Source organism: Arenimonas terrae, from assembly GCF_006265115.1.
In the GTDB taxonomy this organism is placed as follows: domain Bacteria; phylum Pseudomonadota; class Gammaproteobacteria; order Xanthomonadales; family Xanthomonadaceae; genus Arenimonas; species Arenimonas terrae.
Genome location: NZ_SMDR01000001.1, coordinates 716,994 through 741,456, shown reverse-complemented (window position 1 = coordinate 741,456; position 24,463 = coordinate 716,994). Strand labels below are relative to the sequence as shown.

The window sequence follows — 24,463 nt, the reverse complement described above, 5'->3', positions numbered from 1 at the left end:
TTGGTTCCGGAGATGCCCATGCGACCTGTGCTCCGCTGTTCGCTGCTCAGCCTGGCCTTCCTGTCGGCGCCGGCCGCGGCCCTGCTGCCGCCCTGCAACAGCGGCTACGTCTACGACGACCGCGACCGGGACGGAAAATTCGGCGCCGGCGACCTGCCGCTGGCCGGCGTCGCGGTCTCCGACGGCGAGCGCATCGTACGTACGGACGAATACGGCGCCTATACGCTGCCGGTGATCGACGGGCGCACCGTGTTCGTGATCAAGCCGGCGGGCTACCGGCTTCCGAAGCGCGAGGACGGCCTGCCGGACTTCTGGCGCCACGTGCAGCGCGACCCCGGCCCGGCGCTGAAGTACGGCGGTTTCGCGCACGAGTTCCCGCACTGCCGCAACTTCGCTCTGCACGAGAACCTGCGCGAACCCGGCAAGCTCGACGTGCTGCTGTTCGGCGACCCGCAGCCGCAGACCGCCCGCCAGGTCGAGCACTACGACCGCGGCATCGTCGAGGCCGTGCGCAGGACGCATTTCTCCCATTCCGCTGCCCGCCAGGTCCCGCCGGTGTACGGCGACGGCGCTGCCGGCCACCTGGGCCTGACCCTGGGTGACGTGGTGCACGACGACCTGTCGCTGTACCCGGCGATGAACCGCGCCACCACCCGCCTGGGCGTGCCCTGGCTGCACCTGGCCGGCAATCACGACCTGGACTTCGACGCCAGCCGCGACGAAGACTCGCTGCGCAGCTTCCGTGCCGTCTACGGACCCGACACGCTGGCCTGGGAGGAGCACGAGGCGAACTTCGTGCTGCTCGACAACGTGGTGTACCGGCCGGGGCTGTCGCCGGACTTCGTCGGCGGGCTGCGCGAAGAGCAGTTCGCCTTCCTGGAAGCCTACCTGGCGACGCTGCCGCGCGACCGGCTGCTGGTGCTCGCCGCGCACATCCCGTTCTTCGACCCCTCGCCCGAGCGCGAGACCTTCCGCCGCGCCGACCGCGAGCGCCTGTTCGCCCTGCTGAAGGATTTCCCGAAGTTGCTGCTGCTCAGCGCGCACGGCCACGTGCAGCGCCACCATTGGCACGATGCCGACGATGGCTGGCGGGGCGAGCAGCCGCTGCACGAGTACAACCTCGGCGCCGCTTGCGGGTCCTTCTGGAGCGGTGTCGCCGATGCCGAGGGCATTCCGGACGCGACCATGGCCGACGGCACCCCCAAGGGCTGGGCCGAGCTGTCGGTGCTGCGCGACGGCCGCTACTGGCTGCGGTGGCGCTCGCCGGAGGCGCGCTTCGATGTCGAGGGCATGGCCCTGCATGCGCCGAAACTGCTGCGGCGCGGCGCGTATCCGGCTTTCGGCGTCTACGCCAACGTCTTCATGGGCGATGCGCAGACGCGCGTGGAGTTCCGGGTGGACGAGGGCGACTGGCAGCCGATGCGCCGGGTCGACCGCGCCGACCCGCGCCTGCTGCTGGAAAACGCGCTCGACGACACCGCCGACCGCCTGCGCGGTTTCGACCGCTCGCCGGAAGCGGCGGTGTCTAGCCATCTCTGGCGCGGCACGCTGCCGACCGACCTGGCCAGCGGCGAACACCGCATCCAGGTGCGCGCCTTCGACCGCTGGCGCGGCGAGCTCAGCGCGAGCCGGACTTACCGGCTGGCAGACGCGGCGGAATGAGCTTTTCGCCGGCCGCTTCGGGTTCGGCGTGCGGATAGGGCAAGGGCGGGCCGGGCGTGAAGCCGGCGCGCCAGGCGGCGAGGGTGGCGTCGATGCGCTCGCCGCGCTGGATCTGCGGCCGTGAGGGCAGCAAGCCTTCGGCCTTTTCGCGTTTTTCGATCGCGGCCCGCGCTTGTTCGAAGGCGAGCGCGAAATCGACGGTGGCGTTGAGTCCGTCCACCAGCCAGGCGCGGCCGAAGTAGGTCGCCACCGAATCGTTGCCGCAGCCGAAGGACGGCCGGTCGCGCCGCGCCGCCATCAGCAGCAGGGTGTCGGGGTCGTCGAGCTCGCGCATGAAGCCGCCGGAATAACAGGCCGAGATCACCACCACGCGGTGGCGGATGCCGGACGCATCAAGCGCCTCGCGCAGCTGGCGCGGCGTCAGCAGCCGGTCGCCGCGTTTGGGCTGGCGCAGAAGGAAGCGGTGGTCCTCGGTGCCGTGGCTGGTGAGGTAGAGCAGCAGCACGTCCTCGTCCGGATCCATCGCATCGCCCAAGCCTGCCAGTGCGGTACGCAGGCTGCCCGGATCGGCCAGCGGCAGCGGCCGCTGCAGCGAATCCTGCGGATGGTTGGCGAGCACCAGCACGCGGCCGGGTGCGTCGAGGCGGCGCGTGGCGAGGTTCTCCAGGTGCAGCACTTCGTTGCGGAACACCTGCTCGGTGCCGTCGCCGGCGACGGCCAGCACGTAGAGGTCGCGGTGGCCGGGCCGCTGCGGCGCCAGCGCGGCGATATCGCGGGCCAGGAGCGCCTGCCGGGTCGTGGACGCGTCGTTCTTCTGCGGCTGTGGCGCCGCCTTGTCGATGTCCTTGGCGCCGCAGCCGGCCGCCAGGCACAGGCCCAGCGCGAACCCGGCCATTCGCCGCGACGGCCAGCGCGGGTGGGGTGTGATCAGGCGCTGCGCCCCGGATCGACGTCGGCGAAACTCTCGACCCGGCGGTGGCCGTGGGTCGCTTCGCCGTGTCGCGGCGCCGGATAGTCCTCGCGGCGGTCGACCAGCACGGTGTCCAGGCCGGCTTCGCGGGCGGCGTCGAGTTCCTCGACCACGTCGGACAGGAACAGCACCTCGCCGGCCGGCACGCCCAGCGCCGCGACGATGCGGCGGTAGCTTTCCGCCTCGCGCTTGCCGCCCATCTCGGTGTCGAACCAACGAGACACCAGCGGTGTGAGGTCACCCGCCGCGCTGTAGCCAAAGAACAGCTTCTGCGCCGCTACCGAGCCCGACGAATACACGTTGATGCCACGCCCCTGCGCGTGCCATGCCCTCAGCGCCTCGGCCGCATCCGGATACATATGCGCCGCATAGTCCCCGCGCACATACCCGTCCTTCCACACCATGCCCTGCAGCGCCTTGAGCGCCGTGTGCTTGCGGTCCTGGTCGATCCAGCCCTGCAGGGTCTCGACGATCATCGCGTCCTGGCACAGCCCGCCGTTCTCGGCCGCGACGGCATCGAGCCAGCGGCGCACCCCGGGGTCGTTGCCATGCGCGGCGACGAAGCCGGGCAGGGCGCGCCGCGCATACGGGAACAGCACGTCCTTGACGAAGGAGATGCTGCTGGTGGTGCCCTCGATGTCGGTCAGGATCGTCTTCACCCTCAGCCCGCCTGGCCTTTTTCGTAACGCGGGAACTTCTGCGCGATGTCGGTGCCGGTGAAATGGCCGACCCAGCCGTCGGGCTCGGTGAAGAAGCGGATGGCGACGAAGCTCGGCTCCGGGCCCATGTCGAACCAGTGCGTGGTCGAGTCCGGCACGCCGATCAGGTCGCCCTGCTCGCAGCGGATCTCGTACACGGTGTCGCCCACGTGCAGGGTGAACAGGCCCGAGCCGGCGACGAAGAAGCGCACTTCGTCTTCCTTGTGGAAGTGCTCGTCCAGGAACTTGGCGCGCATCGCGTCCTTGTTCGGGTTGTCGGGCGCGATCGACACCACGTCTACGGTCTTGAAGCCGTTCTCGGCGACCAGGCGGTCGATGTCCGCGCGATAGGCGGCCATCACCTCGTCGGGCGTGGCGCCCGGCTGCACCGGCTGCGCGGCCTGCCACTGCTCGAAGCGCACGCCGATGGGTTTCAGGCGCTCGGCGATCGTCGCCAGGTCCTCGGTGGAGGACAGCGGAGTGGACGGGTCGGCGTCCTTGAAGATCCGAAGGCGGCTCATGCGTGCAGTCTCCTCAGGTCGAGCTCACAGGCGAACAGGAATTCGAAGGCTTCCAGGTGGCGGCGCGCCTCGGCCATGTCGCGGCCCCAGGCGTAGAGGCCGTGGCCATCGATCAGATAGCCCCAGAGCGGGCCGGCATCGAGCAGGTCCTCGACCTGGGCGGCCAGCGCCGGCATGTCCTGGGTGTTGGGCAGCACCGGCACGTCGATGGCCATCTCGTGGGTCTGGTTGCCGGCGAAGGCCTTCAGCAGCTCGTAGCCCTCCAGGCGCATGTGCCCCTGCGCCGCGAACAGGCGCGAGCACACGGTCTGGGTGCGGGAATGGGTGTGCAGCACGCAGCCGATTTCCGGGAAGCGGGCATAGAGCTGGGTGTGCAGCAGGGTTTCGGCGGACGGGCGGTGGCTCGTCGCGACCGGCTGGCCGGCGAAATCCACGACCATGATGTCGGCCTCGGTCAGCCGGCCCTTGTCGCGGCCCGAGACCGTGATGGCGGCATGGCGGTCGTCCAGCCGCATCGAGAAGTTGCTGCTGGTGGCCGGGGTCCAGCCCAGGGCGGACAGCTCCCGGGTGTTGGCGACGATCTCGGCGGCGCGCTGGGCCAGCCGGGCCGGGTCGTAGGGCAGGTTTTCCATGCCGCGGATTCTAGCCCAAGCCGGCGGCAGGGGCCGATTGACCTGCGTCAACGCATCGTTCACCCGCGAGGTCTACACTGCGCCCAGCCATCGGGATTTCCCCGTAGCCAGAGAGCCCGCATGAACGCACAGAATCCGTCCCGCCGTCAGTTCCTCGTCCGCGCCGCCGTCGTTGCCGCGGCCCTGCCGTTCGTCGCGCCGGCCCTGGTCGGTACCGCCGCCGCCCAGGCGCTCAAGCCGCTGCCGGCCGACAATGCCACCGCCGTGGCCCTGGCCTACGTCGCCGACGCCAAGACCAGCAAGCACGCCAGCTACAAGCCGGGCAGCAGCTGCGCCAACTGCCAGTTCTTCACCGCGGCCACCGGGGCCTGCACCCTGTTCCCGGGCTTCAGCGTGCCGGCCGCGGCCTGGTGCAGCGCCTGGGCCAAGAAGGCCTGAACCGCGACGCCGGCCGTCTCGGCCGGTGAGACCGTCGGGCGGCTAGAATCCCCGCATCGCTGATGCCGGGGATCGCCTTGACCGCTGCACAATCCACCTTCCTGCTGCTGGGCCTGCTCGCCGGCCTGATCATCGCCGGCGCAGCCGCGCTGTGGATCGCGCGCCGCCGCCTGCAGGACGCCCGCAGCGCGGGCCGCGCCGAACGCGAGCCCGAGCTGGCTGGCCTGGCGCGCGACCTCCAGGCACTGGCCGACCAGCGCGACGACCTCAAGTCCCGCCTGGCCTCGGTCGAGGCCGAGCTGCGCGCCGCCGGTCAATCACGCGCGGACGCGGAAGCGCGCGCCGCCAGCCTCGCGGCCCGGCTCGAGGAACAGAAGGACGCCGCCGAAAAGCGCTACCAGGACCTCGAGTCGGCGCGCGAGCAGCTCAAGCGGGATTTCCAGGCGCTGGCGACCGAGATCCTCGAAGACAAGTCCAAGCGCTTCGGCGAACAGAACGCCACCCAGATCGGCCAGCTGCTCACTCCGCTCAAGGACCAGATCGACGGCTTCCGCAAGACCGTCAGCGACGCCTACGAGAAGGAGAACAACTCCCGCGTCGCGCTGCAGACCCGCATCGACGACCTGGTGCGCCTGAACCAGACCCTGGGCCAGGAAGCGCAGAGCCTGAGCCGCGCGCTCAGCAGCGACAACCGCAGCCAGGGCTACTGGGGCGAACTCAAGCTCGAGCGCCTGCTGGAAACCGCGGCGCTGGAGAAGGGCCGCGACTATTTCACGCAGGAAAGCTTCAGGGACGGCGACGGCGACCGCTACCGGCCCGACGCGGTGCTGCGCCTGCCGGAAGACAAGTCCATCATCATCGACGCCAAGATGGTGCTGCTCGACTACCAGCGCGCCTGCGAGGCGACCGACGAAGCCGAACGCGAGGCGGCGTTCGGCCGGCATGTGGTGGCGCTGCGCAACCATGTCAAACAGCTGGGCGAGAAGGACTACAGCCGCCTCGAGGGCCTGAGCAGCCCGGAGCTGGTGCTGATGTTCGTGCCGGTCGAGGCCGCCTTCCTCGAGGCGCTGCGCCGCGACCCGCAGCTCTACGCCTACGCCTTCGAGCGCAAGATCATCCTGGTTGGGCCGAGCAACCTGCTGGCCTCGCTCAAGCTGGTGGCGCAGATCTGGCGCACCGAACACCAGAACGCCAACGCCAAGGCGATCTCGGACCGCGCCTCGAAGCTCTACGACAAGTTCGTGCTCTTCGCCGAGGACATGGGCAAGGTGGGCGAGGCGCTCGACCGCGCCCAGAAGGCGCAGCAGGACGCCGTGTCCAAACTCTCGACCGGCCACGGCAACCTGGTGCGCCAGGCCGAGATGCTGCGCAAGCTTGGGGTGTCGCCGACCAAGAAGCTGCCGGCGGCACTGCAGGACCTCACGGACGCCGGAAACGACGACGGCGCGGAGTGACCGCGCCGTCCTTGCGAACCGTACAGCCGGTCAGGCCGTCTTGCGGCCGAACACCCGGAACAGCACCCAGGCCACCACCGCGACGACCGCCGCGCCGGCGATCATCGACCAGGGCGAGGTGAAGATCAGCACGCCGCAGGCCAGCAGCGATACCGCGCCGAGCGCGCGGTCGGCGGTGCCCGAGGGTCGTGCCGGCGTGCCCACCATCAGGGCCAGGCCCGCGGCCAGGTAGGCCAGCACGATCAGCAGTGTGACCATGCCGATGATGGTGCCGAACTGGCCGGCGACCGTTGGAGCCAGCGTGGCGAAGGCGATCACCGTCATCGCCAGCGCGACGAACAGCAGGCCCCAGACCGCGGCGCCGTTGGGCAGGGTCTTGCCGAACATCCGCGGCAGGTAGCCGCGTTCCGACGCGCGCGCGCCGGCTTCGCCGGTGACCAGCATCCAGCCGCCCAGGGTGCCGGTCGCTTTCAGTGCGGCGGCCGCGGCGATCGCGATCGCTGCCCAGGGCCCGAAGATCACTGCGGCGACCAGGGCGAAGGGCGCACCGGAGGCTGCCAGTTCCTGGTGCGGCACGATGCCCATCACCAGCACCGACGACACCAGGTACACGACGCCGGCGATCACCACGCCGGCCAGTGTGGCGCGCGGTACGTTGCGGTCCGGGTCGTCGACGATGCCGGCGACCATTGCGCCGGTCTCGAGCCCGACAAAGGCCCAGAACACCGGCGCCAGGTTCGCGAACACGACGGTGGCGTCGCTGTTCTCCGTGACATTCCAGGCCTCGGAATACAGGCCGGCGTCGAAATGGCCCCAGCCGCCGATCAGCACCGCCGCCACCGGCAGCAGGCCGAACACGACGCAGACCGACTGGAACTTGGCGACCGGGCGCGCGCCCATCAGGTTGATTGCGAACATCGCCCAGATCAGGGCCAGCTGGCCGACCAGGCGCACGGTCGTGTCGTTGCCGTCAATCGGCATCAGGGTGACGAGGTAGCCGAAGGCGGCAACGGCGATGGCGTTGTTGCCCATCCAGGCGGCCACCCAGTACAGCGAGGTGGCGAGGAAACCCATGTCGCGGCCCAGGGCCGGGCGCACGTAGTCGTCGGGGCAGTTGAGATGCGGGTAGTCGCGGGCCAGGCGGGCGAAGGCGCCGCCCAGGATCATCGCGATCACCGTGCCGATCAGCCAGCTGATGGCGGTGACGCCGCCCTGGCTGGCCAGGGAGGCGGGCAGCAGGAAAAACCCGGAGCCGATCATGTTGTTGGCCACCACGAAGGTGGCCAACAACACGCCGATCTTCTTCGGAGCCGCCGTAGTCACGGGATCAGGCGGTGTCCGCAGCGCCGGGCTCAGCGACCGTCCGGTGCGTCTTCCTTGTACTCAGGCATATCAGGGCCATCGAGCTGGCCCTGGCCCTTGTTCAGGCGCGAATTGCGCATGCCGTAGGCGAAATATAGTGCGATCGCACCGATGAGGTACCAGCCGAAGAACACCAGCACCCGGCTTTCGACCGTAAAGATCAGGGCGAAGCAGGCGACGATGCCCAGGACCGGCAGCACCGGATAAAGCGGGACGCGGAAGCCGCGCGGAATCTGCGGATGCGTGGTGCGCAGCCAGATCACCGCGAGGCAAACGATGCCGAACGCCGCCAGGGTGCCGACCGAAGTCATGTCGCCCAACGTATTGATGTCGAAGAATGCCGCGGCGGACGCCGTCAGCAGGCCGACCAGGATCGTGTTCACCCACGGGGTGCGGAAGCGCGGATGCACCGAAGCAAACACCTTCGGCAGCAGGCCGTCTCGGGCCATGGTGTAGAAGATGCGGGTCTGGCCGTACATGAGCACCAGCACCACGGACGTCAGGCCGATGATCGCGCCGGCCTTGATGATCTTGGCGAACCATGCCCAGTCACTGCCCAGCGCGTCGACCGCGACCGCGACCGGATCCGGCACGTTGAGCACCTTGTAGTTCACCACCAGGGTCATCACGATCGAGACCAGGATGTAGAGGATGGTGCAGACCACCAGCGAGCCGATGATGCCGATCGGCATGTCCTTCTTGGGGTTCTTGGCTTCCTGGCCGGCGGTCGAGACCGCCTCGAAGCCGATGTACGCGAAGAACACGATGGACGCGGCGCGCAGGATGCCGCCCCAGCCGAACTCGCCTTCCTTGCCGGTGGCCTCCGGAATGAACGGGTCCCAGTTCTGCTTGAGCGCGTCGAAGTTCTGGATGACGTACCAGCCGACGATCAGGATGAAGGCGATGATCACCGACATCTTGATCGCAACGATCACGTTGTTGACCTTGGCGCTTTCCGACACGCCGATCACCAGCAGGGCCGCCAGCGCCATGCACACCAGGAAGGCCGGCAGATTGAACAGGGTGGTGACCGGGTTGCCGTCGGCGCCGATCACGGCGGCGCCGTTGCGGACCAGTTCATGGCCATAGGGGCCGGTGAGTTCGGGCGGAATCACCAGGCCATAGTCGCCCAGCAGGCTGACGACGTACCCGGACCAGCCGACCGCGACCACCGAGGCCGCCAGGCCGTATTCGAGCAGGAGCAGGGCGCCCATGGTCCAGGCGGCGAACTCGCCGATGGTGGTGTAGCTGTAGGTGTAGGCGGAGCCCGACACCGGCAGCGTGGAAGAAAGTTCTGCGTAGCACAGGCCCGCCAGGGCGCAGACCGTGCCGGCGATGAGGAAGGAGAACAGCACGGCCGGACCGGCGTGCAGCGCGGCGGCATTGCCGGTACGCACGAAGATGCCCGCGCCGATGATGCAGCCGATGCCCAGGAACACGAGGTTCCAGGGACCCAGGGTCCGCTTCAGCTGGCTGGTTTCCGTTTCGCGCTGGACCTGTTCGACGGTCTTGCGAAGCAGAAGGCGGGCGACGAAGCCCCGGTTGGACGCGCTTGCCATCAAACTCTCCCCTCGATCTTATTGTGCTGGGACGCGGTGCCTGCGGCGGCGCCGGACCCAATCTTGGCCGCGACCAGGCGGTCACGGGCGGCGGCTAACCTTAGCCCAGCCCGCCGGGGGCCACAAGCCGGCCGAAGTCATGCTCGGGGCCGTAAACTACGGTGCCTTCGCACGCCCCGCCGACATGCCCGCCGAACCTTTCGACCTCCGTCGCGCCCTGGCGCTGTTCCTGGCCGACCACCCCGAACAGGCCGCAGATGCTGGCCTGTTCAGCCATTTCCTGGCCTCTTCGCCGGACGTGTTCGAACGCCGGCATCCGCCCGGCCATTTCACCGGTTCGGCCTGGCTGGTCAGCGCGGACGGGCAGCGCGTGCTGCTGACCCATCACCGCAAGCTGGCGCGCTGGCTGCAGTTGGGTGGCCACGCCGACGGCGACGCCGACCTGGCGCGGGTGGCGCTGCGCGAGGCCGAGGAGGAGTCGGGGCTGACCGACCTGGTCGTGGAGGGCGGGATCTTCGACCTCGACCGGCACCTGATCCCGGCGCGCGGCGCGGATCCGGACCACTGGCACTACGATGTGCGCTTCGTTGTCCGCGCGACCGGCAGCGAAGCCTTCGCGATCAGCGAGGAATCGCTGGCGCTGGCCTGGAAGCCGGTGGCGGAGATCGCGGCGGATCCGTCGGCGGACGAATCGATGCGGCGGATGGCGGGGAAGTGGCTGTCAGCCGGATCGCGATCGGGCTGACGACACTGGGGTCGAGGCAAGCAGCCATCCCGGGCGCACTGCCGTTCGCCATCCATGGCTCAGGAGCCCGAGCTACCTCAATCCAGCGGCAAGCAACCATCCCTGGTGCGCTGCCGTTCGCCATCCATGGCTCACCCTCGCCTGAGCCACGACAGTCCACTGGACTGTCGCAAGCGGCTCAGGCTCGACCATTGAACTCGCCGGTCGTGGTCGAAACGTGGATCTTCTCGCCGTTGACGATGTACTCCGGCACCATGATCTCGATGCCGGTGTTGAGCTTGGCCGGCTTCGGGCGCTTGGTGGCGGTGCCGCCCTTGAGCTCCGGCGGCGTCTCGACCACTTCCAGGACCACGGTCGGCGGCAGCTGCACGGCCACCGGCGCGTCCTCGATCAGCTGCACGTAGCAGCCGGTGAGGCCGTCGGTGATGTAGCCCGCGGCGTCGCCGACCACGTCGGCGTCGAGCTGGTAGGGCGTGAAGTCCTCGTCGTCCATGAACACGAAGGCCTCGCCGTCCTTGTAGCTGTAGGTGCTGGCGCGGCGGCTGAGCTCGACCTCGCGCAGCTCGTCGTCGGCGCCGCAGCTGAGGTCGAACTTCACGCCGCCCGGCACGCTGTACAGGGTGAAGCGGAACTTGACGTTGCCGCCGCGGCCCTGCGGCGAGCTGCGCTCGATGTCGCGCACCTGGTAGACGGTGCCGTTGTGTTCGATGACGTTGCCTTTCTTGATTTCGCCGGCTTTCATGGGAAGTCTCGTTGGAGATTATTTGGGGGCGAGGCGCACGGCGCCGTCCAGGCGGATGGTCTCGCCGTTGAGGTAGCGGTTGCCCAGGATGTAGGCGACCAGATCGGCGAATTCTTCCGGCCGGCCCAGGCGCGAGGGGAAGGGGATCGAGGCGCTCAGCGACTGCTGCACGGCCTCGGGCATGCCGTCCACCATCGGCGTCCAGAAGATGCCCGGCGCGACGGTGTTCACGCGGATGCCGAAACGCGCCAGCTCGCGCGCCATCGGCAGGGTCATCGCGACCACGCCGCCCTTGGACGCCGAATATGCGGCCTGGCCGATCTGGCCTTCATAGGCCGCGACGCTGGCGGTGTTGACGATCACGCCGCGCTCGCCGTCTTCGCCGGCGGCGTTGTGCTGCATCACGTCGGCGGCGGCCTTGGCGACGTTGAAGCTGCCGACCAGGTTCACCATCACCGTGGTGCTGAAGTTCTTCAGCGGCATCGGCGCGTCCTTGCCCAGCACGCGGCCGGCGCCGAGGATGCCGGCGCAGTTGATCGCGGCATTGAGGCCGCCGAGGAAGTCGCGGGCGGCGGCGATGTTGGCCACCACCGCGGCTTCGTCGCTGACGTCCACGCGCAGGTACTTGGCATTGCCGGCGCCGAGTTCGGCGACCGCGGCCGCGCCCTTGTCGTCGTTGAGGTCGAACAGCGCCACCTTGCCGCCGCCGGCGACGATGCGCTGGGCCACGGCCAGGCCGAGGCCGGAAACGCCGCCGGTGACGACGGCGCGGAGGTCCTGGATCTGCATGAGGATTCCCGCTTCTGGAAAGGCGGCAATTCTAATGCATCGTCACAGGTCGAGCAGGTAGAACCGGTTGCAGCCGAAATGCCCGGTCGCGCCCATCGGCCCGTCCAGGCGCCGGAAGCCGCTGCGCTCGTAGAGCTTCTGGGCTGCGTCCATGCCGCGCAGGGTTTCCAGGTAGACCTGGCGGTGGCCCAGGCGGCGGGCGGCGTCCAGGCACCGGGCCATCAGGGCGGCGCCGGCGCCGCGGCCGCGCAGCTCGGGCAGGAAATACATCTTGCGCAGTTCGCAGACCCCCTCCGGGCCGCCGTCCAGCGGGGCCACGCCGCCGCCGCCGCGCACGGTGCCGGCGTCCTCGATGACGAAATAGGCCGCGCCCGGGCGGTCGTAGGCGGCGCACATGGCCGAAACCTCGGGGTCGTGGATGGCGAAGCCCGGACCGTTGGCGCCGAATTCGGGCATCACCGTGCGGATGATGCCGGCCACCGCAACATCGTCGGCGGGGGTGATGGGGCGAATGCGGAAGGGGTCGGTCATGGCGCTGGGGGCGAGTGCAGGCCGGTCTGGCGCAGGAAGGCGGCGAAATTGTCCGGCTCCAGGGCCGGGCTGAACAGGAATCCCTGGCCGGTGCGGATGCCCAGGCCCAGCAGGAAGTCGCGCTGGGCCGGGCTTTCCACGCCCTCGGCGACCACGTCCAGGCCCAGGCTGCGGGCGATGCCGGCCACGGCCTGGCAGATCGCCACGTCCGAGGCATTGCCGGGCACGCCCTGCAGGAAACTCTGGGCCAGCTTCAGGCCGTGGATCGGCAGCCGGCGCAGGTAGTTGAGCGCGCTGTAGCCTTCGCCGAAGTCGTCGATGGTCAGCACCACGCCCAGGGCGCGCAGGGCTTCGAAGGTGTGCAGGGTATCGGGCGCGTCCTCGATCAGCACGCGCTCGGTGAACTCCAGCTCCAGCGCCGAACCGGGCAGCCCGTGTTCGGCCAGCGCGTCGGCGATGATCTGGGGCAGGTCCTCGGTCAGGAACTGGCGGTAGGAGATGTTCACCGCCACGCGTTCGAGCGCGAAGCCTTCGGCGCGCCAGGCCGCCATCTGCCGGCAGGCCGCCTCGATGACCCAGGCGCCGATGCGGACGATGTCGCCGGTGGTCTCGGCATGGCTGATGAAATGGTCGGGCCGCATCTCGCCCAGGGCCGGGCTGCGCCAGCGGATCAGGGCCTCGGCGGTGCGCACCTTGCCGTCCGACAGCGCGACCAGCGGCTGGTAGACGAGCCGGAACTCCTGGTTGTCGAGCGCGCGGCGCAGCTGGGCCTCGATCTGCACGCGGTCGTGCTGCTGCCGCGCCAGGTCGGGATTGAACAGCTGCCAGGTATTGCGGCCGCGCCGCTTGGCGTCGTACATGGCCGCGTCGGCGTTGTTGACCAGCTGCTGCACGGTCTTGCCGTGCTCCGGGTGCCGCGCCAGGCCGACGCTGGTGGTGATCGTGAATTCCTCGCCGGCATACCGGAAGCTGTCGCCGAAGGCGCGGGTGATGCGCTCGGCCAGGGCCTCGGCCTCGCCGGCGTCGTGCTCGGTGTCGGCCAGCACCAGGAATTCGTCGCCGCCGAAACGCGCCAGCACGCCGGCCTCGCCGACGCAGCGCTCGAGCCGGCGCGCGGCGTTCACCAGCAGGTGGTCGCCGGCGGCATGGCCGAGCAGGTCGTTGACCAGCTTGAAGCGGTCCAGGTCGATGTAGACGACCGTGGTGCCGGGCTTTTCGCCGAGCCGTCGCTCGAGCTCGGTCAGGATGCCGTCGCGGTTGAACAGGCCGGTCAGCGGGTCGGTGCGCGCCTGGCTGCGCAGGGCCTCCTCGATCTGCCGGCGCTGGGTGATGTCCTGCAGGGTGCCGGTGAGCCGCGCATTCATCGGCGCGCGGCCCTCGGCCTGGCCGATCAGGCGGGCCCAATGGCTCTGCCCGTCGGGGCGCACCACCTGCACCTCGAGGTCGAAGCCGCCGCCGTCGCGGATCACGCTCTCGATCGCGTCCTCGACCTGCGGCCGGTCGGCCGCGGCGATGTGGGTCAGCACGCTGGCCAGGGTGCGCGGCGGATCGTCGCGGCGGCCGATGATGCGCAGCGCCTCGTCGGTCAGGTACAGGCGGTTGCGGCCGCCGTCCCATTCCCAGCCGCCGATGCGCGCCAGCGCCTGCGCGCGCAGGAACAGCGCGCTGTCGCGCTTGAGTTCGGTGACGTCGGAAAACAGCGAGATCACCTGGTGCGGCCGGTCGGCACCGGGCCGGAACTGCGGCACCGAGGTCGCCGACACCCATGTCAGTTGCTTGCGGCGGTGGTGGTAGAGGCCGAGCAGGGTGCTTTCGACGATCTTGCCCGACGACAGCGCCCGCATCGGCGGCATCTCGCGGAAGCCCAGCGGGTAACCACGGTGGTCGATCACCAGCCAGTCTTCCCAGCGCAGGGCATCGACGATGTCCTGGCCTTCCTCGAGCCCGAGGATGCGGAAGGCGGCGGCGTTGCCCGACAGGATGCGGCCGTCCTCGGCCTGGAACAGCACGCCCTTGTCGATCGCCACCAGCAGGGCGTGGTAGTTGAGCTCGGCCTCGCGGCGCCGGGTCAGGTCGCGCGCCACGGCGATCACATGCCGGTGCGGGCCGTCCTGGAAGGTCGCCGAATGCACCTCGACCGGGAAGCGCGTGCCGTCGCCGCGCATGTTGTTGACCTCGACCACGTAGGTCTCGTCGCGGCCCAGGGCGTCGAGCACCGGGCCCATGTGGTCGCGCGGCAGGTCCGGGTTGAGCACGTGCACGAGGTTGCCGACGATCTCGCCGCGCGGGCGCCGGTAGGCCTTCTCGCCGGCGCGGTTGAGGTCGAGCACTCGGCCTTCGGGGTCGATGATGCTGACCGGGTCGGGCACGGCGTCGAACAGGGCGGTGTAACGCAGGCGCAGGCTGTCGGCTTCGCGCTGCAGACCGCGCAGGCAGGCCAGCAGTTCCGACAGCAGGACCGGGTCGGCGGCGGCCGCGGGTCCGTTGATCAGCTGTTCCAGGCGCGCGATCAGGGCTTCGTCGCGTCCGCGCCGGGCGGCGCTGGCGTCGGCCTCGGCGGTGTCGGTGCGCGGGCTGTCCTGGTCCATGGGTCACGCGGGGGCGGGGGCGTCCCGAGCATACACCGCGGCCGCGCGGGCAGACCGTGTCAGACGCTGGCCAGATTGACCTTGCTGCCCGAGCCGCGGCCGAGCAGGGCGGCCAGCCAGCGGCCGGTCTCCACCAGCTTCGGCAGGTCCACGCCGGTGCGGATGCCCAGGCCTTCGAGCATGTAGACCACGTCCTCGCTGGCGACATTGCCGCTGGCGCCGGGGGCGTAGGGGCAGCCGCCGGTGCCCGAGACCGCCGCGTCCACCACGGCCACGCCTTCCTCCAGGCACGACAGGATGTTGGCCAGGGCCTGGCCGCGGGTGTCGTGGAAATGGATGGCCAGGGCCGGCATCGGCACCTCGGCGGCCACGGCCCTGAGCATCGCCCGCGCCTTGCCCGGCGTGCCGATGCCGATGGTGTCGCCGAGCGATATCTCGTAGCAGCCCAGGGCATGCAGGTTCCTGGCTACGCGCACCACGTCCGACAGCGGCACCTCGCCCTGGAAGGGGCAGCCGAGCACGGTCGAGACATACCCCCGCACGCGCACGCCGTCGGCCTTCGCGGCCTCGAGTACTGGCCGGAAGCGCTCGATGCTCTCGTCGATCGAGGCATTGGTGTTGTTGCGGTTGAAGGCCTCCGAGGCGGCGGTGAACACAGCCACTTCCTCGGCGCCGACGGCGCGGGCGCGCTCGTAGCCCTGCAGGTTCGGCACCAGCACCGGGTAGGCGACGCCGGGGCGGCGGTGGATGCCGGCGAAGACGTCGGCAGCGTCGGCCAGCTGCGGCACCCACTTGGGGCTGACGAAGCTGGTGGCCTCGACGGTCTGCAGGCCGGTGGCGGTCAGCCGGTCGATCAGCTCGATCTTGGCCGCGGTCGGGATGAGGGTCTTTTCGTTCTGCAGGCCGTCACGGGGGCCGACCTCGACGATGCGGACCTGGGCGGGCTGGGTCATTTCTGCGGCAGGTCCAAACGCCGGAATTCAGCCGCGTCGGCATCGAACAGGCCGCGGTGCTCGAGCACCGCCGGCTCCTGCGTGCCGGTGAGGCGGTTGAAGAGTTCGTTGTCGGACGCCAGCACCTCGCCGTCCAGGCGGTCGTCGATGATGGCGTGCGCGACCGCCTTGTCGTCGGTGGACCACAGCGCGAGCCGGTCGCCCTGGCGCCGGTAGCGCACCAGGTAGACGTCGCCGGCCGGGAACTGATGGTCTTCGTCGAAGCGCCGCATCATCCAGCCGGCGTCCACCCAGGCGTAGTGGTGCCGGCCGTGCCGGCCCAGGTGCAGGGCGGTGGCTTCGCCGGTGCGCGGGCCGTCGGCCTTCTGTTCTAGCACCGACAGCTGGCAGGCCGCGTCGATCTGCAGGACGATCTCGCCGTCCTTGTCGTCGCCTTCGCCCTCCGAGGCCCAGTGGCCGGCCAGGGCCGGGTCGCAGGGCAGGGCGGCGATCGGCGCCTTCTCGAAGGTGGTGGCCTCGCAGGCGGACAGCAGCAGGCAGCACATCAGGATGGTCAGCTTGTTCACAGGGCCTCCAGTCGCAGCAGCACCGCATCGGCGTCGACGAAGTCGCCGGTCGCGGCCTGGATGGCCGCGACCTTGCCGGCGCGCGGGGCGCGCAGGCTCAACTCCATCTTCATGGCTTCCATCACCAGCAGTTCCTCGCCCTCGGCCACGTCCTGGCCGGGTTGGGCGCGCACCAGCACGATCCGCCCGGGCATCGGCGCGGTCAAGCGGTCGCCGCGGCCGGTGCTGGCCGCGTCCTCGAAGCGGAAGGCCGGCACGCGCTCGAAGCGGATCCGGCGCTCGCCGTCGTGCACCGAGGCGCTGCGGGCGTCGGCGCGGGCGCGCATGCGGTGCTGGCGGCCGTCCACCTCGGCGACCAGGCGGCCGCCGACATAACGCGCGCCGCGCACCTGGGTCTCGCCCTCGGGGCCGAGCAGGCGGTAGTCGCCGGCCGCGCCGCGGGCATGGTGCTCGATCCGCTGGCCTTCGTGCAGGAAGCACAGCAGGCGCTCTCCGGCATGGCCAAGGCGCCAGCCGTCGGCGATCGCCCAGGGCGAATGCGGGTCGCCGCTGGCCGCGGCGGCGGCGCGGGTGGCGGCTTCGTCGTGCAGCAGGGCGGCGGTGGCGGCCAGCGCGACGTGCGCGCTCGGCAGGCCCTCTTCCTTCGGCAGCACTTCGTCCAGATGGCGGTCGAGGTAGGCGGTGTGGATGCTGCCGTCGACGATGCGCGGGTGGCGCACCAGCTTTTCCAGGAAGGCGATGTTCGATTTCGGGCCGACGATCTCGCAGTCGGCCAGGGCCTCGCGAAGGCGGGCCAGGGCAGCGGGGCGGTCGATGTCCCAGACGATCAGCTTGGCGATCATCGGGTCGTAGTGGATGGTGACGGTGTCGCCCTCGACCACGCCGGCGTCGATCCGCACATGGGCCGAAGGTTCCGGCAGGCGCAGCGTTTCGAGCCTGCCGGAGCCGGGCAGGAAGTTCTGCGACGGGTCTTCGGCATACAGACGCACTTCGATGGCGTGGCCGGTGGAGGTGATGTCCTGCTGGTGTTTCGGCAGGTGTTCGCCGGCGGCTACGCGCAGCTGCCATTCGACCAGATCCAGGCCCGTGACCAGCTCGGTGACCGGATGTTCGACCTGGAGCCGGGTGTTGATCTCCATGAAGTAGAAATCGCCGCCCTGGCCCACGATGAACTCGACGGTGCCGGCATTGACGTAGTCGATCGCCCGCGCCGCTTCCACCGCGGCCTCGCCCATGCGCTGGCGCAGTTCCGGCGTCAGGAAGGGCGAGGGCGATTCCTCGACCACCTTCTGGTAGCGGCGCTGGGCCGAACATTCGCGCTCGTTGAGGTGGATGGTCTGGCCGTGGCGGTCGGCGAAGACCTGGATCTCGATATGGCGCGGTTCGCCGATGTAGCGTTCGATCAGCACGCGGTCGCGGCCGAAGGCGCCCGCGGCCTCGCGCTGGCAGCTCTCGAGCGCCGCGGCGAACTCGCCGGCCGCGCGCACGATGCGCATGCCCTTGCCGCCGCCGCCGTGCGCGGCCTTGATCATCAGCGGGTAACCGACGCGGTCGGCCTCGGCCTGCAGGTGGGCCGGGTCCTGGTTATCGCCGGTGTAGCCGGGCACCACCGGCACGCCGCGCGCGTGCATCAGCTCCTTGGCGCCGGCCTTGCTGCCCATCTTGCGCATCGAGGCCGCCTTTGGCCCGATGAAGACCAGGCCCGCGGCCTCGACCGCGTCGGCGAAGTCGGCGTTTTCGCTGAGGAAGCCGTAGCCGGGGTGGATGGCCTGGGCGCCGGACTGCTTCGCCACCGCGATGATGGCGTCGCCGCGCAGGTAGCTGTCCTGCGGCCGCGGCCCGCCGATCGGCCAGGCTTCGTCGGCCAGGCGGGCGTGCTGCGCGTTGGCGTCGGCTTCGGAATACACGGCGACCGTGCGGATGCCCAGGCGGCGGCAGGTGCGGATGACCCGGCAGGCGATCTCGCCGCGGTTGGCGATCAGGATCTTGGTGAACATCAGGACGGAATCCAGTTCGGCGGGCGCTTGTCGAGGAAGGCGGTCAGGCCTTCCTGGCCTTCGGGGGAAACGCGCAGGCGGGCGATCAGGGCGGCGTTCTCCGTGTCCACGCGTTCGGCCGACTCGCGGGTGAGGCCGGCCATGCGCAGCGCGAGCTGCTTGGCTTCGCGCTGGGCAACCGGGCCGCCCTTGGCCCAGAAGTGCAGGGCCCGGTCCACCACGGCGTCGAGTTCGGCCACCGGCGCGACGGTGTGCAGCAGGCCGATCGCCAGCGCCTCGGGCGCCTCGATCACCTCGGCGCCGGTGAACAGCCGGCGCGCATGGCGTGGGCCGATCGCGGCGGTGACGTAGGGCGAGATCACGGCGGGCACCAGGCCCAGCTTCACTTCCGACAGCGAGAACTTCGCGCCCTCGGCGCCGATGGCGTAGTCGCAGCAGGCGACTAGGCCGACGCCGCCACCGTAGGCCGAGCCGTTCACGCGCGCGATGGTCGGCTTGGACAGGAAGTTCAGGGTGCGCATCAGCTTGGCCAGCTTTAGTGAGTCCTCGCGGTTCTCGGCTTCGCTGGCCTGGGCCATGCGCCGCATCCAGCCCAGGTCGGCGCCGGCGGAGAAGGTGCTGCCTTCGCCGGTGAGCACGACGGCGCGCACCGACGGATCGGCGTCGAGCTGTTCGAGCGCCGCGGTTAGTTCGGCGATCAGCACGTCATCGAAGGCGTTGTGCGTCTTCGGACGGCTGAGGGCCAGTCGCACGGTGCCTTCGGTCGATCCGCGGTCCAAACGCAGATAGTCGGTTTGTGTCATCGGATCAACCTCGCGCAGGCAGGCGCATTGACGCGGAACGGATCGGATCGGGCAGGGAACCGGGGGACGGCATCACGGCGACAGGGCCATGCCGGCGACGACGCCCAGCACCACCAGGGCGATGAAACTGCCGAACAGGAAACATTTCATCCAGAGGACATCATGCAGCATCGTGGTTACCGGCACGCCGGTGAGCTTCGAGCGCAGGCGGTCCAGCGCCAGGACCGATGCCGAGGAAAGCGCCAGGCCGGCCAGGGCCGGGGGCAGCGGCCACGCCAGACCGGCTCCCGGAAGGCTGACCATCAGGTCGGCGAATGCGAACAGGGCGCAGATGGCGAAACCCACGGTCATCCGGGGCAGGGTGAAGGTGTGCCAGGCGGCGATCAACACCAGGGAATACGGCAGCAGTCCGGGCGCGTCCTGGCGAGCGGCCCCGATACCCAGCCCCAGCAGGAGCAGCAGGCCGATTCCGCCTTCGCGGATTCGGTGGCCATGACCGCGCGCTTCCAGGTAGACACGGACCCGGTGCAGGCCGGCCGTGGCCGCCTGCCAGACCAGGAAGAACATCGCCAGGGACCCGAAGGCAATCAGCAGCTCGGGCGAAAATTCGCCGTTGGCGTGGGTCATCCATAGAAAGAGCGGCGTTCCGAACAGCACTGAACGTGTCAACGAAAGCAGCAGGCGTCGCCCGCTCAGCAGGGTCCTGTCGGCGAGTTCCCGGTACAGGGCCGTACGTTTCGGATCGATCGCCTGTTCGGCGAAGCCCTCGGTCAGCTGGTTGAGTTCGTTGATCCGGTTGCGGCCGCGGGTCGGTATCGTCGGCAGGAGGCAGAGCAGCGGCGTCGTCCAATGCCACTTCGGGCGCGCCAGGTCACGGTCGATCAGGCGATCGAAGTACGGCACCGGTTCCCTGGAGACGCGGGGCAGGTTGCCGGTCCGGAACCGCTCCAGCGTCGCCGCGCGTGCCCGCGAGGCATTGACGCGGTCGATCAGCCACCAGTCGCGCGGTCCCAGGCTGTCGATGCCGAAGAAGCCGGTGATGGCTTCCAGCAACGCCACCGGTACCGGCGGCTGCCGTTCGCTGACGACCCGCAGCACTTCCACCGTGATGGCCGACTTCAGGCCGATCGAGTACAGGTCGGGCTGGGCGTAGAGCCATGTCGAGAGCGCGCCGGGTGAGCCTTTGTCCACCTGTTCGAACAAGGCGGCCAGGAAGGCGTTCAGATCGAAATAGCGGGGTGCGGAAGAGTCGCCGTCATCGGCGTCCGTTTCCGCTGCAGGTTCCGGCGGCGCCGGGTCCGTGGCGTGCGCCGGCGCGACGTCCGCCGCCTGCCGCTCGTTCACGGCCGGGGCCGCCATTTCCCCGTTGGCCGCTTCGGCGGCCTCATCCGGTTGTTGCCGGGCTTCCCACTGGCGGTAGCGGATGTGCTGCAGGCAAGCCTGGTAGGCCTCGTTCAGCCGCTGGAAACCGGCCGCATCATCGTCCGGGCGGGTCGTCTTGAGCAGGCGTGCGTAGCTGCGGCGGACTTCGCGCTCATCGGCGTCCTCGCGCAGGCCAAGGTACTGGAACGGCATCAGCGCACCTGCGATTCAAGCTGGTCCATCGCTTCGGAGAACTCCTGGCGGTGGCGTTCGATCAGGGTCGGGTCCTGGCTTTCCACCACGGCCAGGAAGCGGGTCAGCCATTCCTGCAGGGCCTGGCGGGCGGCGCCGATGTGCTCCTCGTACAGGCGCTCGCAGCGGGCGATGGCCGCGATGTTGGGCTGCTGGTCGCGCGGGTGCACCTTGATGGCCGCCAGTTGCTCCAGCCGGCGGCGGATCTCGTCCTTGTCCATCGAGCCGGGGCTCTTTTCCAGGATCAGCTCGTGCCGGGTGCCGGCGGCCAGGACTTCCACTTCCACCTGCAGCACGCCGTTGATGTCGTAGGTGAAGCGCACGTCGACCGGGTTTTCGGCCGCCTTCTTGCGCTGCAGCGGCAGGTTCAGTTCGCCGAGGCGGACGTTGTTGGCCACGCGCGGGTTTTCGCCTTGATAGATCTCAAGCTTTAGCTCGGTCTGCCAGTCCTCGCCGGGGAAGAATCGTTCGACGCGGCTGATCGGCACGGTGCTGTTGCGTTCGATAAGCGGCGAAAAATGGCCGAAACTGCGCCGCCCCTGTTCGTCGCTGCGCGAGGTCGCCAGGCCCAGGGTGTAGGGGCAGACATCGGTGAGCACGATTTCTTCAAGCGCCACGTTGCGCGCCTTCATGCCTGAGGCCACCGCTGCGCCGAGGCCGATGGCCTGGTCCGGGTTGATGTGCCGCAGCGGAAGCTTGCCGAGCATGCGCGCCACCAGCCGCGAGACCAGCGGCATGCGCGAGGCGCCACCGACCAGGACGACTTCATCCAGCTGGGAGGGGTCCAGGCGGGCGTCGCGCAGGGCGCGTTCGATCGGCTGGCGCAGACGCTGCATCAGCGGTTCGACCAGTTGCGCGAAGCGGGCTTCGTCGATGGTCCACTGCAGGTCGCGGCCGCCGGCGGTGAACGCCACCACTGCTTCGCTCTGCTGGCTCAGCTGCTGCTTGGCCCTTTCGATGCGGCTGGCCAACTGCATCTGCTCGCGCGGATCGAGGTCGGCATGGCGAAGGCCGAGCGACTGGCAGCAGTCGCGGGTGAGCGCCTCGACAAAGTCTTCGCCGCCCAGGTAGTTGTCGCCGGCGGTGGCATGCACCTGCATCACGCCGTCGAACGCCTCGAGGATCGAGACGTCGAAGGTGCCGCCGCCCAGGTCGAAGACCAGGAAGGTGGACTCGTCCTTGCGTTCCTGCAGGCCGTAGGCCAGCGCCGCGGCAGTCGGTTCGTTGATCAGGCGCTCGACTTTCAGGCCCGCCAGTTCGCCCGCGACTCGGGTCGCCTTGCGCTGCGAATCGCTGAAGTAGGCCGGCACGCTTATCACCGCCTCGGTCGGCGTCGAGCCCAGGTGCGCTTCGGCGTCGGCGACCAGCGAACGCAGCACCATGGCCGACAGTTCCTCGGGCCTGAACTTCCGGCCGCCGAGGTTCACGCTGCGGTCCGTGCCCATGTAGCGCTTGAACGTCGCGGCGACGCTGCGGGGCTGCGTGCTCAGGCGGTCGCGGGCCGCCTGGCCCACCAGCAGGCGTTCGTCGCTGTCCAGGCTCACCACCGACGGCGTGAGAAAACTGCCCAGTGCGTTGGGGATCAGGACCGGGCCGTCCGGTCCGTAATGGCCGATGAGGGAGTGGGTGGTGCCAAGGTCGATGCCGACGATCATTCGATGGGATTCGGTGGGGTGGATTACATGCGGAACACGCCGAAGCGGTCCTTCTCGATCGGCGCGTTGAGGCTGGCCGACAGCGCCAGGCCCAGTACGCGCCGGGTGTCGGCGGGGTCGATGATGCCGTCGTCCCAGAGGCGGGCGGTGGCGTAGTAGGGGTGGCCCTGGCGCTCGTACTGGTCGCGGATGGGGGCCTTGAAGGCCTCTTCCTCGTCCTTGCTCCAGGTCTTGCCGCCGGCTTCGATGCCGTCGCGCTTGACGGTCGCCAGCACGCTGGCGGCCTGTTCGCCGCCCATCACGCTGATGCGCGCGTTCGGCCAGGTCCACAGGAACCGCGCGCCGTAGGCCCGGCCGCACATGGCGTAGTTGCCGGCGCCGAAGCTGCCGCCGATGACGACGGTGAACTTGGGCACGTGCGAGCAGGCCACGGCGGTCACCATCTTGGCGCCGTCCTTGGCGATGCCGGCGTTTTCGTACTTCTTGCCGACCATGAAGCCGGTGATGTTCTGCAGGAAGACCAGCGGGATGTCGCGCTGGTTGCACAGCTCGATGAAATGCGCGCCCTTGAGCGCGCTCTCGGCGAACAGGATGCCGTTGTTGGCGACGATGCCCACCGGGTACCCGTGGATATGGGCGAAGCCGCAGACCAGGGTCTTGCCGTAGCGCGCCTTGAATTCCTGGAACTCGCTGCCGTCGACGACGCGGGCGATCACTTCGCGGATGTCGAAGGGCCGGCGCGTGTCCTTCGGGATCACGCCGTAGAGTTCCTCGGGCGCGTACAGTGGCTCGCGCGGCGGCTGCACGGCGACGGCCAGCTGCTTCTTGCGGTTGAGGTGCTTCACCACGTCGCGGGCGATCTCGAGCGCGTGGCGGTCGTTTTCGGCGAAATGGTCGGCGACGCCGGACACGGACGTGTGCACGTCGGCGCCGCCGAGCGATTCGGCGTCCACGACCTCGCCGGTCGCGGCCTTCACCAGCGGCGGGCCGCCGAGGAAGATCGTGCCCTGTTCCTTCACGATGATCGACTCGTCGCACATCGCCGGCACATAGGCGCCGCCCGCCGTGCAGCTGCCCATCACCACCGCGACCTGCGGGATGTTCTTCGCGCTCAGCCGGGCCTGGTTGTAGAAGATGCGGCCGAAGTGCTCCTTGTCCGGGAACACCTCGTCCTGCAGCGGCAGGAAGGCGCCGCCGGAATCGACCAGGTAGACGCAGGGCAGGTGGTTCTCCAGCGCCACTTCCTGCGCCCGGAGATGCTTCTTCACCGTCATCGGGAAATAGGTGCCGCCCTTGACCGTCGCGTCGTTGGCGACCACCACCACCTCGATGCCGTGGATGCGGCCTATGCCGGTGATCACGCCGGCGGCAGGCGCGGCGTCTTCGTACATGCCGCCGGCAGCCAGGGCCGAGAGCTCCAGGAAGGGCGAGCCGGGATCGAGCAGGGCGGTGATGCGTTCGCGCGGCAGCAGTTTGCCGCGTTCGGTGTGCTTGGCGCGGGCCTTGTCGCCGCCGCCCAGGGCGACCTTCGCCAGTTGGGCCTCGAAGTCGGCGACGGCAGCGCGCAGCTGCGCGGCGTTGTCCTGGAATTCGGGGGAGCGCGGATCGATCTGGCTGGTGAGGATGGGCATGCGCGGCCGCTCGCTGGAAAACCCGTCGAGTTTACGGGCCGGGGCCGGCCCAGCCTAGGGTCCCCGTGCTCATCGGCGGCCGGGCAAAAGAAAACGGGCGCGACTTGCGTCGCGCCCGTTTGCTTGAAGCTTGCAGCGAAGGCTTAGTTGCCGCCTTCGTCGGCAGCGTCGGCAGCCTCTTCGGCGGTCTCGGCGGCGTCCTCGGCAACTTCGGCAGCGGCGTCGGCCACGTCAGCAGCGGCGTCGGCAGCGGCTTCGGTGCCAGCAGCAGCGGCGTCGGCAGCGGCGTCGGTCGCGACTTCAGCGGCGTCGGCGGCGACTTCGGCAGAAGCGTCGGCAGCGTCGGCAGCGACTTCGGTCGCGGCGTCGGTGGCGGCGGCAGCGGCGTCGGCAGCCTCGGTGGCGGCAGCGTCGGCAGCAGCAGCGGCATCGGTAGCCGCGTCAGCCGCCTGCTCAGCCTGGTTCGAGCAGGCCGCCAGGGCCAGGCCCAGGGCCATGGCGAGCAGGGTCTTGTTCAGGGACATGGGTTGTTTCCTCGTCTAGACGTTTTTAG

Annotated in this window: 22 protein-coding genes; 4 read left to right on the top strand and 18 right to left on the bottom strand. The window is 69.6% G+C overall.

What is annotated here, in order from left to right; translation table 11 throughout:
* Nucleotides 1–12: 12 nt before the first annotated feature.
* On the top strand, nt 13–1,662 hold the full coding sequence (locus E1B00_RS03555) for a calcineurin-like phosphoesterase C-terminal domain-containing protein (protein ID WP_425456432.1): 1,650 nt from the start codon (nt 13–15) through the stop codon (nt 1,660–1,662).
* On the opposite strand, the gene E1B00_RS03550 is transcribed toward E1B00_RS03555, so the two are convergent.
* From E1B00_RS03550 to E1B00_RS03535, 4 genes are read right to left on the bottom strand one after another with little or no spacing between them, the layout of a single operon-like run.
* Nucleotides 1,619–2,557 (bottom strand): C13 family peptidase, encoded by a 939-nt coding sequence (locus E1B00_RS03550; protein WP_139445779.1) that lies wholly within the window; start codon nt 2,555–2,557, stop codon nt 1,619–1,621. The two genes, E1B00_RS03555 and E1B00_RS03550, sit on opposite strands and share 44 nt — an antisense overlap.
* A gap of 32 nt (nt 2,558–2,589) precedes the next feature.
* Entirely contained in the window at nt 2,590–3,297 is a 708-nt protein-coding gene (mtnC, locus tag E1B00_RS03545; protein WP_139447671.1) for an acireductone synthase, read from the bottom strand.
* Nucleotides 3,294–3,851 (bottom strand): 1,2-dihydroxy-3-keto-5-methylthiopentene dioxygenase, encoded by a 558-nt coding sequence (locus E1B00_RS03540; protein ID WP_139445777.1) that lies wholly within the window; start codon nt 3,849–3,851, stop codon nt 3,294–3,296. The genes mtnC and E1B00_RS03540 overlap by 4 nt, the downstream gene beginning before the upstream one ends.
* Nucleotides 3,848–4,483, bottom strand: coding sequence for a methylthioribulose 1-phosphate dehydratase (locus E1B00_RS03535; RefSeq protein WP_139445774.1), 636 nt, complete (start codon nt 4,481–4,483; stop codon nt 3,848–3,850). Before E1B00_RS03535 ends, E1B00_RS03540 begins: the two co-directional genes overlap by 4 nt.
* A 120-nt stretch (nt 4,484–4,603) precedes the next feature.
* Between E1B00_RS03535 and E1B00_RS03530 the strand changes: the two genes are divergently transcribed.
* Both E1B00_RS03530 and E1B00_RS03525 read left to right on the top strand, forming a co-directional pair.
* Nucleotides 4,604–4,921: a high-potential iron-sulfur protein gene (locus tag E1B00_RS03530; protein ID WP_139445771.1), complete on the top strand. Its 318-nt coding sequence runs from the start codon at nt 4,604–4,606 to the stop codon at nt 4,919–4,921.
* A 77-nt stretch (nt 4,922–4,998) separates the two neighbouring features.
* Nucleotides 4,999–6,375, top strand: coding sequence for a DNA recombination protein RmuC (locus E1B00_RS03525; protein WP_176693109.1), 1,377 nt, complete (start codon nt 4,999–5,001; stop codon nt 6,373–6,375).
* Between the two features lie 30 nt (nt 6,376–6,405).
* On the opposite strand, the gene E1B00_RS03520 is transcribed toward E1B00_RS03525, so the two are convergent.
* Both E1B00_RS03520 and E1B00_RS03515 read right to left on the bottom strand, forming a co-directional pair.
* Nucleotides 6,406–7,698 carry an amino acid permease gene (locus E1B00_RS03520; protein WP_139445766.1) on the bottom strand — a complete coding sequence of 431 codons (1,293 nt, stop codon included), beginning with the start codon at nt 7,696–7,698 and terminating at the stop codon, nt 6,406–6,408.
* 29 nt (nt 7,699–7,727) lie between these two features.
* Nucleotides 7,728–9,296, bottom strand: coding sequence for an amino acid permease (locus tag E1B00_RS03515; RefSeq protein ID WP_139445763.1), 1,569 nt, complete (start codon nt 9,294–9,296; stop codon nt 7,728–7,730).
* A 184-nt stretch (nt 9,297–9,480) separates the two neighbouring features.
* Between E1B00_RS03515 and E1B00_RS03510 the strand changes: the two genes are divergently transcribed.
* Nucleotides 9,481–10,041: an NUDIX hydrolase gene (locus E1B00_RS03510; protein WP_139445761.1), complete on the top strand. Its 561-nt coding sequence runs from the start codon at nt 9,481–9,483 to the stop codon at nt 10,039–10,041.
* Nucleotides 10,042–10,219: 178 nt separating this feature from the next.
* On the opposite strand, the gene efpL is transcribed toward E1B00_RS03510, so the two are convergent.
* The 12 genes from efpL to E1B00_RS03450 all read right to left on the bottom strand — a co-directional run bounded on the left by efpL (nt 10,220) and on the right by E1B00_RS03450 (nt 24,434).
* On the bottom strand, nt 10,220–10,783 hold the full coding sequence (gene efpL, locus E1B00_RS03505) for an elongation factor P-like protein EfpL (RefSeq protein WP_139445758.1): 564 nt from the start codon (nt 10,781–10,783) through the stop codon (nt 10,220–10,222).
* A gap of 18 nt (nt 10,784–10,801) precedes the next feature.
* On the bottom strand, nt 10,802–11,572 hold the full coding sequence (locus E1B00_RS03500) for an SDR family oxidoreductase (protein WP_139445756.1): 771 nt from the start codon (nt 11,570–11,572) through the stop codon (nt 10,802–10,804).
* 42 nt (nt 11,573–11,614) lie between these two features.
* Entirely contained in the window at nt 11,615–12,103 is a 489-nt protein-coding gene (locus E1B00_RS03495; RefSeq protein ID WP_139445753.1) for a GNAT family N-acetyltransferase, read from the bottom strand.
* On the bottom strand, nt 12,100–14,691 hold the full coding sequence (locus tag E1B00_RS03490) for a sensor domain-containing protein (protein WP_139445750.1): 2,592 nt from the start codon (nt 14,689–14,691) through the stop codon (nt 12,100–12,102). Before E1B00_RS03490 ends, E1B00_RS03495 begins: the two co-directional genes overlap by 4 nt.
* Nucleotides 14,692–14,750: 59 nt before the next feature.
* Nucleotides 14,751–15,644 carry a hydroxymethylglutaryl-CoA lyase gene (locus E1B00_RS03485; RefSeq protein ID WP_139445747.1) on the bottom strand — a complete coding sequence of 298 codons (894 nt, stop codon included), beginning with the start codon at nt 15,642–15,644 and terminating at the stop codon, nt 14,751–14,753.
* Nucleotides 15,641–16,210 carry a hypothetical protein gene (locus E1B00_RS03480; protein WP_139445745.1) on the bottom strand — a complete coding sequence of 190 codons (570 nt, stop codon included), beginning with the start codon at nt 16,208–16,210 and terminating at the stop codon, nt 15,641–15,643. The genes E1B00_RS03485 and E1B00_RS03480 overlap by 4 nt, the downstream gene beginning before the upstream one ends.
* Complete coding sequence (locus E1B00_RS03475) at nt 16,207–18,207, bottom strand: acetyl/propionyl/methylcrotonyl-CoA carboxylase subunit alpha (protein ID WP_139445743.1); 2,001 nt, start codon at nt 18,205–18,207, stop codon at nt 16,207–16,209. Before E1B00_RS03475 ends, E1B00_RS03480 begins: the two co-directional genes overlap by 4 nt.
* On the bottom strand, nt 18,207–19,010 hold the full coding sequence (locus E1B00_RS03470; RefSeq protein ID WP_139445741.1) for an enoyl-CoA hydratase-related protein: 804 nt from the start codon (nt 19,008–19,010) through the stop codon (nt 18,207–18,209). The genes E1B00_RS03475 and E1B00_RS03470 overlap by 1 nt, the downstream gene beginning before the upstream one ends.
* A 72-nt stretch (nt 19,011–19,082) precedes the next feature.
* Complete coding sequence (locus tag E1B00_RS15705) at nt 19,083–20,585, bottom strand: J domain-containing protein (protein WP_220396228.1); 1,503 nt, start codon at nt 20,583–20,585, stop codon at nt 19,083–19,085.
* Nucleotides 20,585–22,279, bottom strand: a complete 1,695-nt coding sequence (locus E1B00_RS03460; RefSeq protein WP_139445740.1) for a molecular chaperone HscC — start codon at nt 22,277–22,279, stop codon at nt 20,585–20,587. The genes E1B00_RS15705 and E1B00_RS03460 overlap by 1 nt, the downstream gene beginning before the upstream one ends.
* 23 nt (nt 22,280–22,302) lie before the next feature.
* The gene (locus E1B00_RS03455) at nt 22,303–23,910 is read right to left on the bottom strand and encodes a carboxyl transferase domain-containing protein (RefSeq protein WP_139445737.1); all 1,608 of its coding nucleotides are present in this window, start codon (nt 23,908–23,910) and stop codon (nt 22,303–22,305) included.
* Nucleotides 23,911–24,053: 143 nt separating this feature from the next.
* Nucleotides 24,054–24,434 (bottom strand): hypothetical protein, encoded by a 381-nt coding sequence (locus E1B00_RS03450; protein WP_139445734.1) that lies wholly within the window; start codon nt 24,432–24,434, stop codon nt 24,054–24,056.
* Between the last annotated feature and the right edge of the window lie 29 nt (nt 24,435–24,463).

Bases quoted from the DNA above. Each gene is read 5' to 3' on its own strand.
- E1B00_RS03455 (WP_139445737.1), bottom strand. From the start codon at position 23,910: ATGCCCATCCTCACCAGCCAGATCGATCCGCGCTCCCCCGAATTCCAG.
- E1B00_RS03550 (WP_139445779.1), bottom strand. From the start codon at position 2,557: ATGGCCGGGTTCGCGCTGGGCCTGTGCCTGGCGGCCGGCTGCGGCGCC.
- E1B00_RS03475 (WP_139445743.1), bottom strand. From the start codon at position 18,207: ATGTTCACCAAGATCCTGATCGCCAACCGCGGCGAGATCGCCTGCCGG.
- E1B00_RS03460 (WP_139445740.1), bottom strand. From the start codon at position 22,279: ATGATCGTCGGCATCGACCTTGGCACCACCCACTCCCTCATCGGCCAT.
- E1B00_RS03495 (WP_139445753.1), bottom strand. From the start codon at position 12,103: ATGACCGACCCCTTCCGCATTCGCCCCATCACCCCCGCCGACGATGTT.
- E1B00_RS03535 (WP_139445774.1), bottom strand. From the start codon at position 4,483: ATGGAAAACCTGCCCTACGACCCGGCCCGGCTGGCCCAGCGCGCCGCC.
- E1B00_RS03510 (WP_139445761.1), top strand. From the start codon at position 9,481: ATGCCCGCCGAACCTTTCGACCTCCGTCGCGCCCTGGCGCTGTTCCTG.
- E1B00_RS03530 (WP_139445771.1), top strand. From the start codon at position 4,604: ATGAACGCACAGAATCCGTCCCGCCGTCAGTTCCTCGTCCGCGCCGCC.
- E1B00_RS03485 (WP_139445747.1), bottom strand. From the start codon at position 15,644: ATGACCCAGCCCGCCCAGGTCCGCATCGTCGAGGTCGGCCCCCGTGAC.
- E1B00_RS03490 (WP_139445750.1), bottom strand. From the start codon at position 14,691: ATGGACCAGGACAGCCCGCGCACCGACACCGCCGAGGCCGACGCCAGC.
- E1B00_RS03515 (WP_139445763.1), bottom strand. From the start codon at position 9,296: ATGGCAAGCGCGTCCAACCGGGGCTTCGTCGCCCGCCTTCTGCTTCGC.
- E1B00_RS03540 (WP_139445777.1), bottom strand. From the start codon at position 3,851: ATGAGCCGCCTTCGGATCTTCAAGGACGCCGACCCGTCCACTCCGCTG.
- E1B00_RS03555 (WP_425456432.1), top strand. From the start codon at position 13: ATGCCCATGCGACCTGTGCTCCGCTGTTCGCTGCTCAGCCTGGCCTTC.
- E1B00_RS03470 (WP_139445741.1), bottom strand. From the start codon at position 19,010: ATGACACAAACCGACTATCTGCGTTTGGACCGCGGATCGACCGAAGGC.
- E1B00_RS15705 (WP_220396228.1), bottom strand. From the start codon at position 20,585: ATGCCGTTCCAGTACCTTGGCCTGCGCGAGGACGCCGATGAGCGCGAA.
- efpL (WP_139445758.1), bottom strand. From the start codon at position 10,783: ATGAAAGCCGGCGAAATCAAGAAAGGCAACGTCATCGAACACAACGGC.
- E1B00_RS03500 (WP_139445756.1), bottom strand. From the start codon at position 11,572: ATGCAGATCCAGGACCTCCGCGCCGTCGTCACCGGCGGCGTTTCCGGC.
- E1B00_RS03450 (WP_139445734.1), bottom strand. From the start codon at position 24,434: ATGTCCCTGAACAAGACCCTGCTCGCCATGGCCCTGGGCCTGGCCCTG.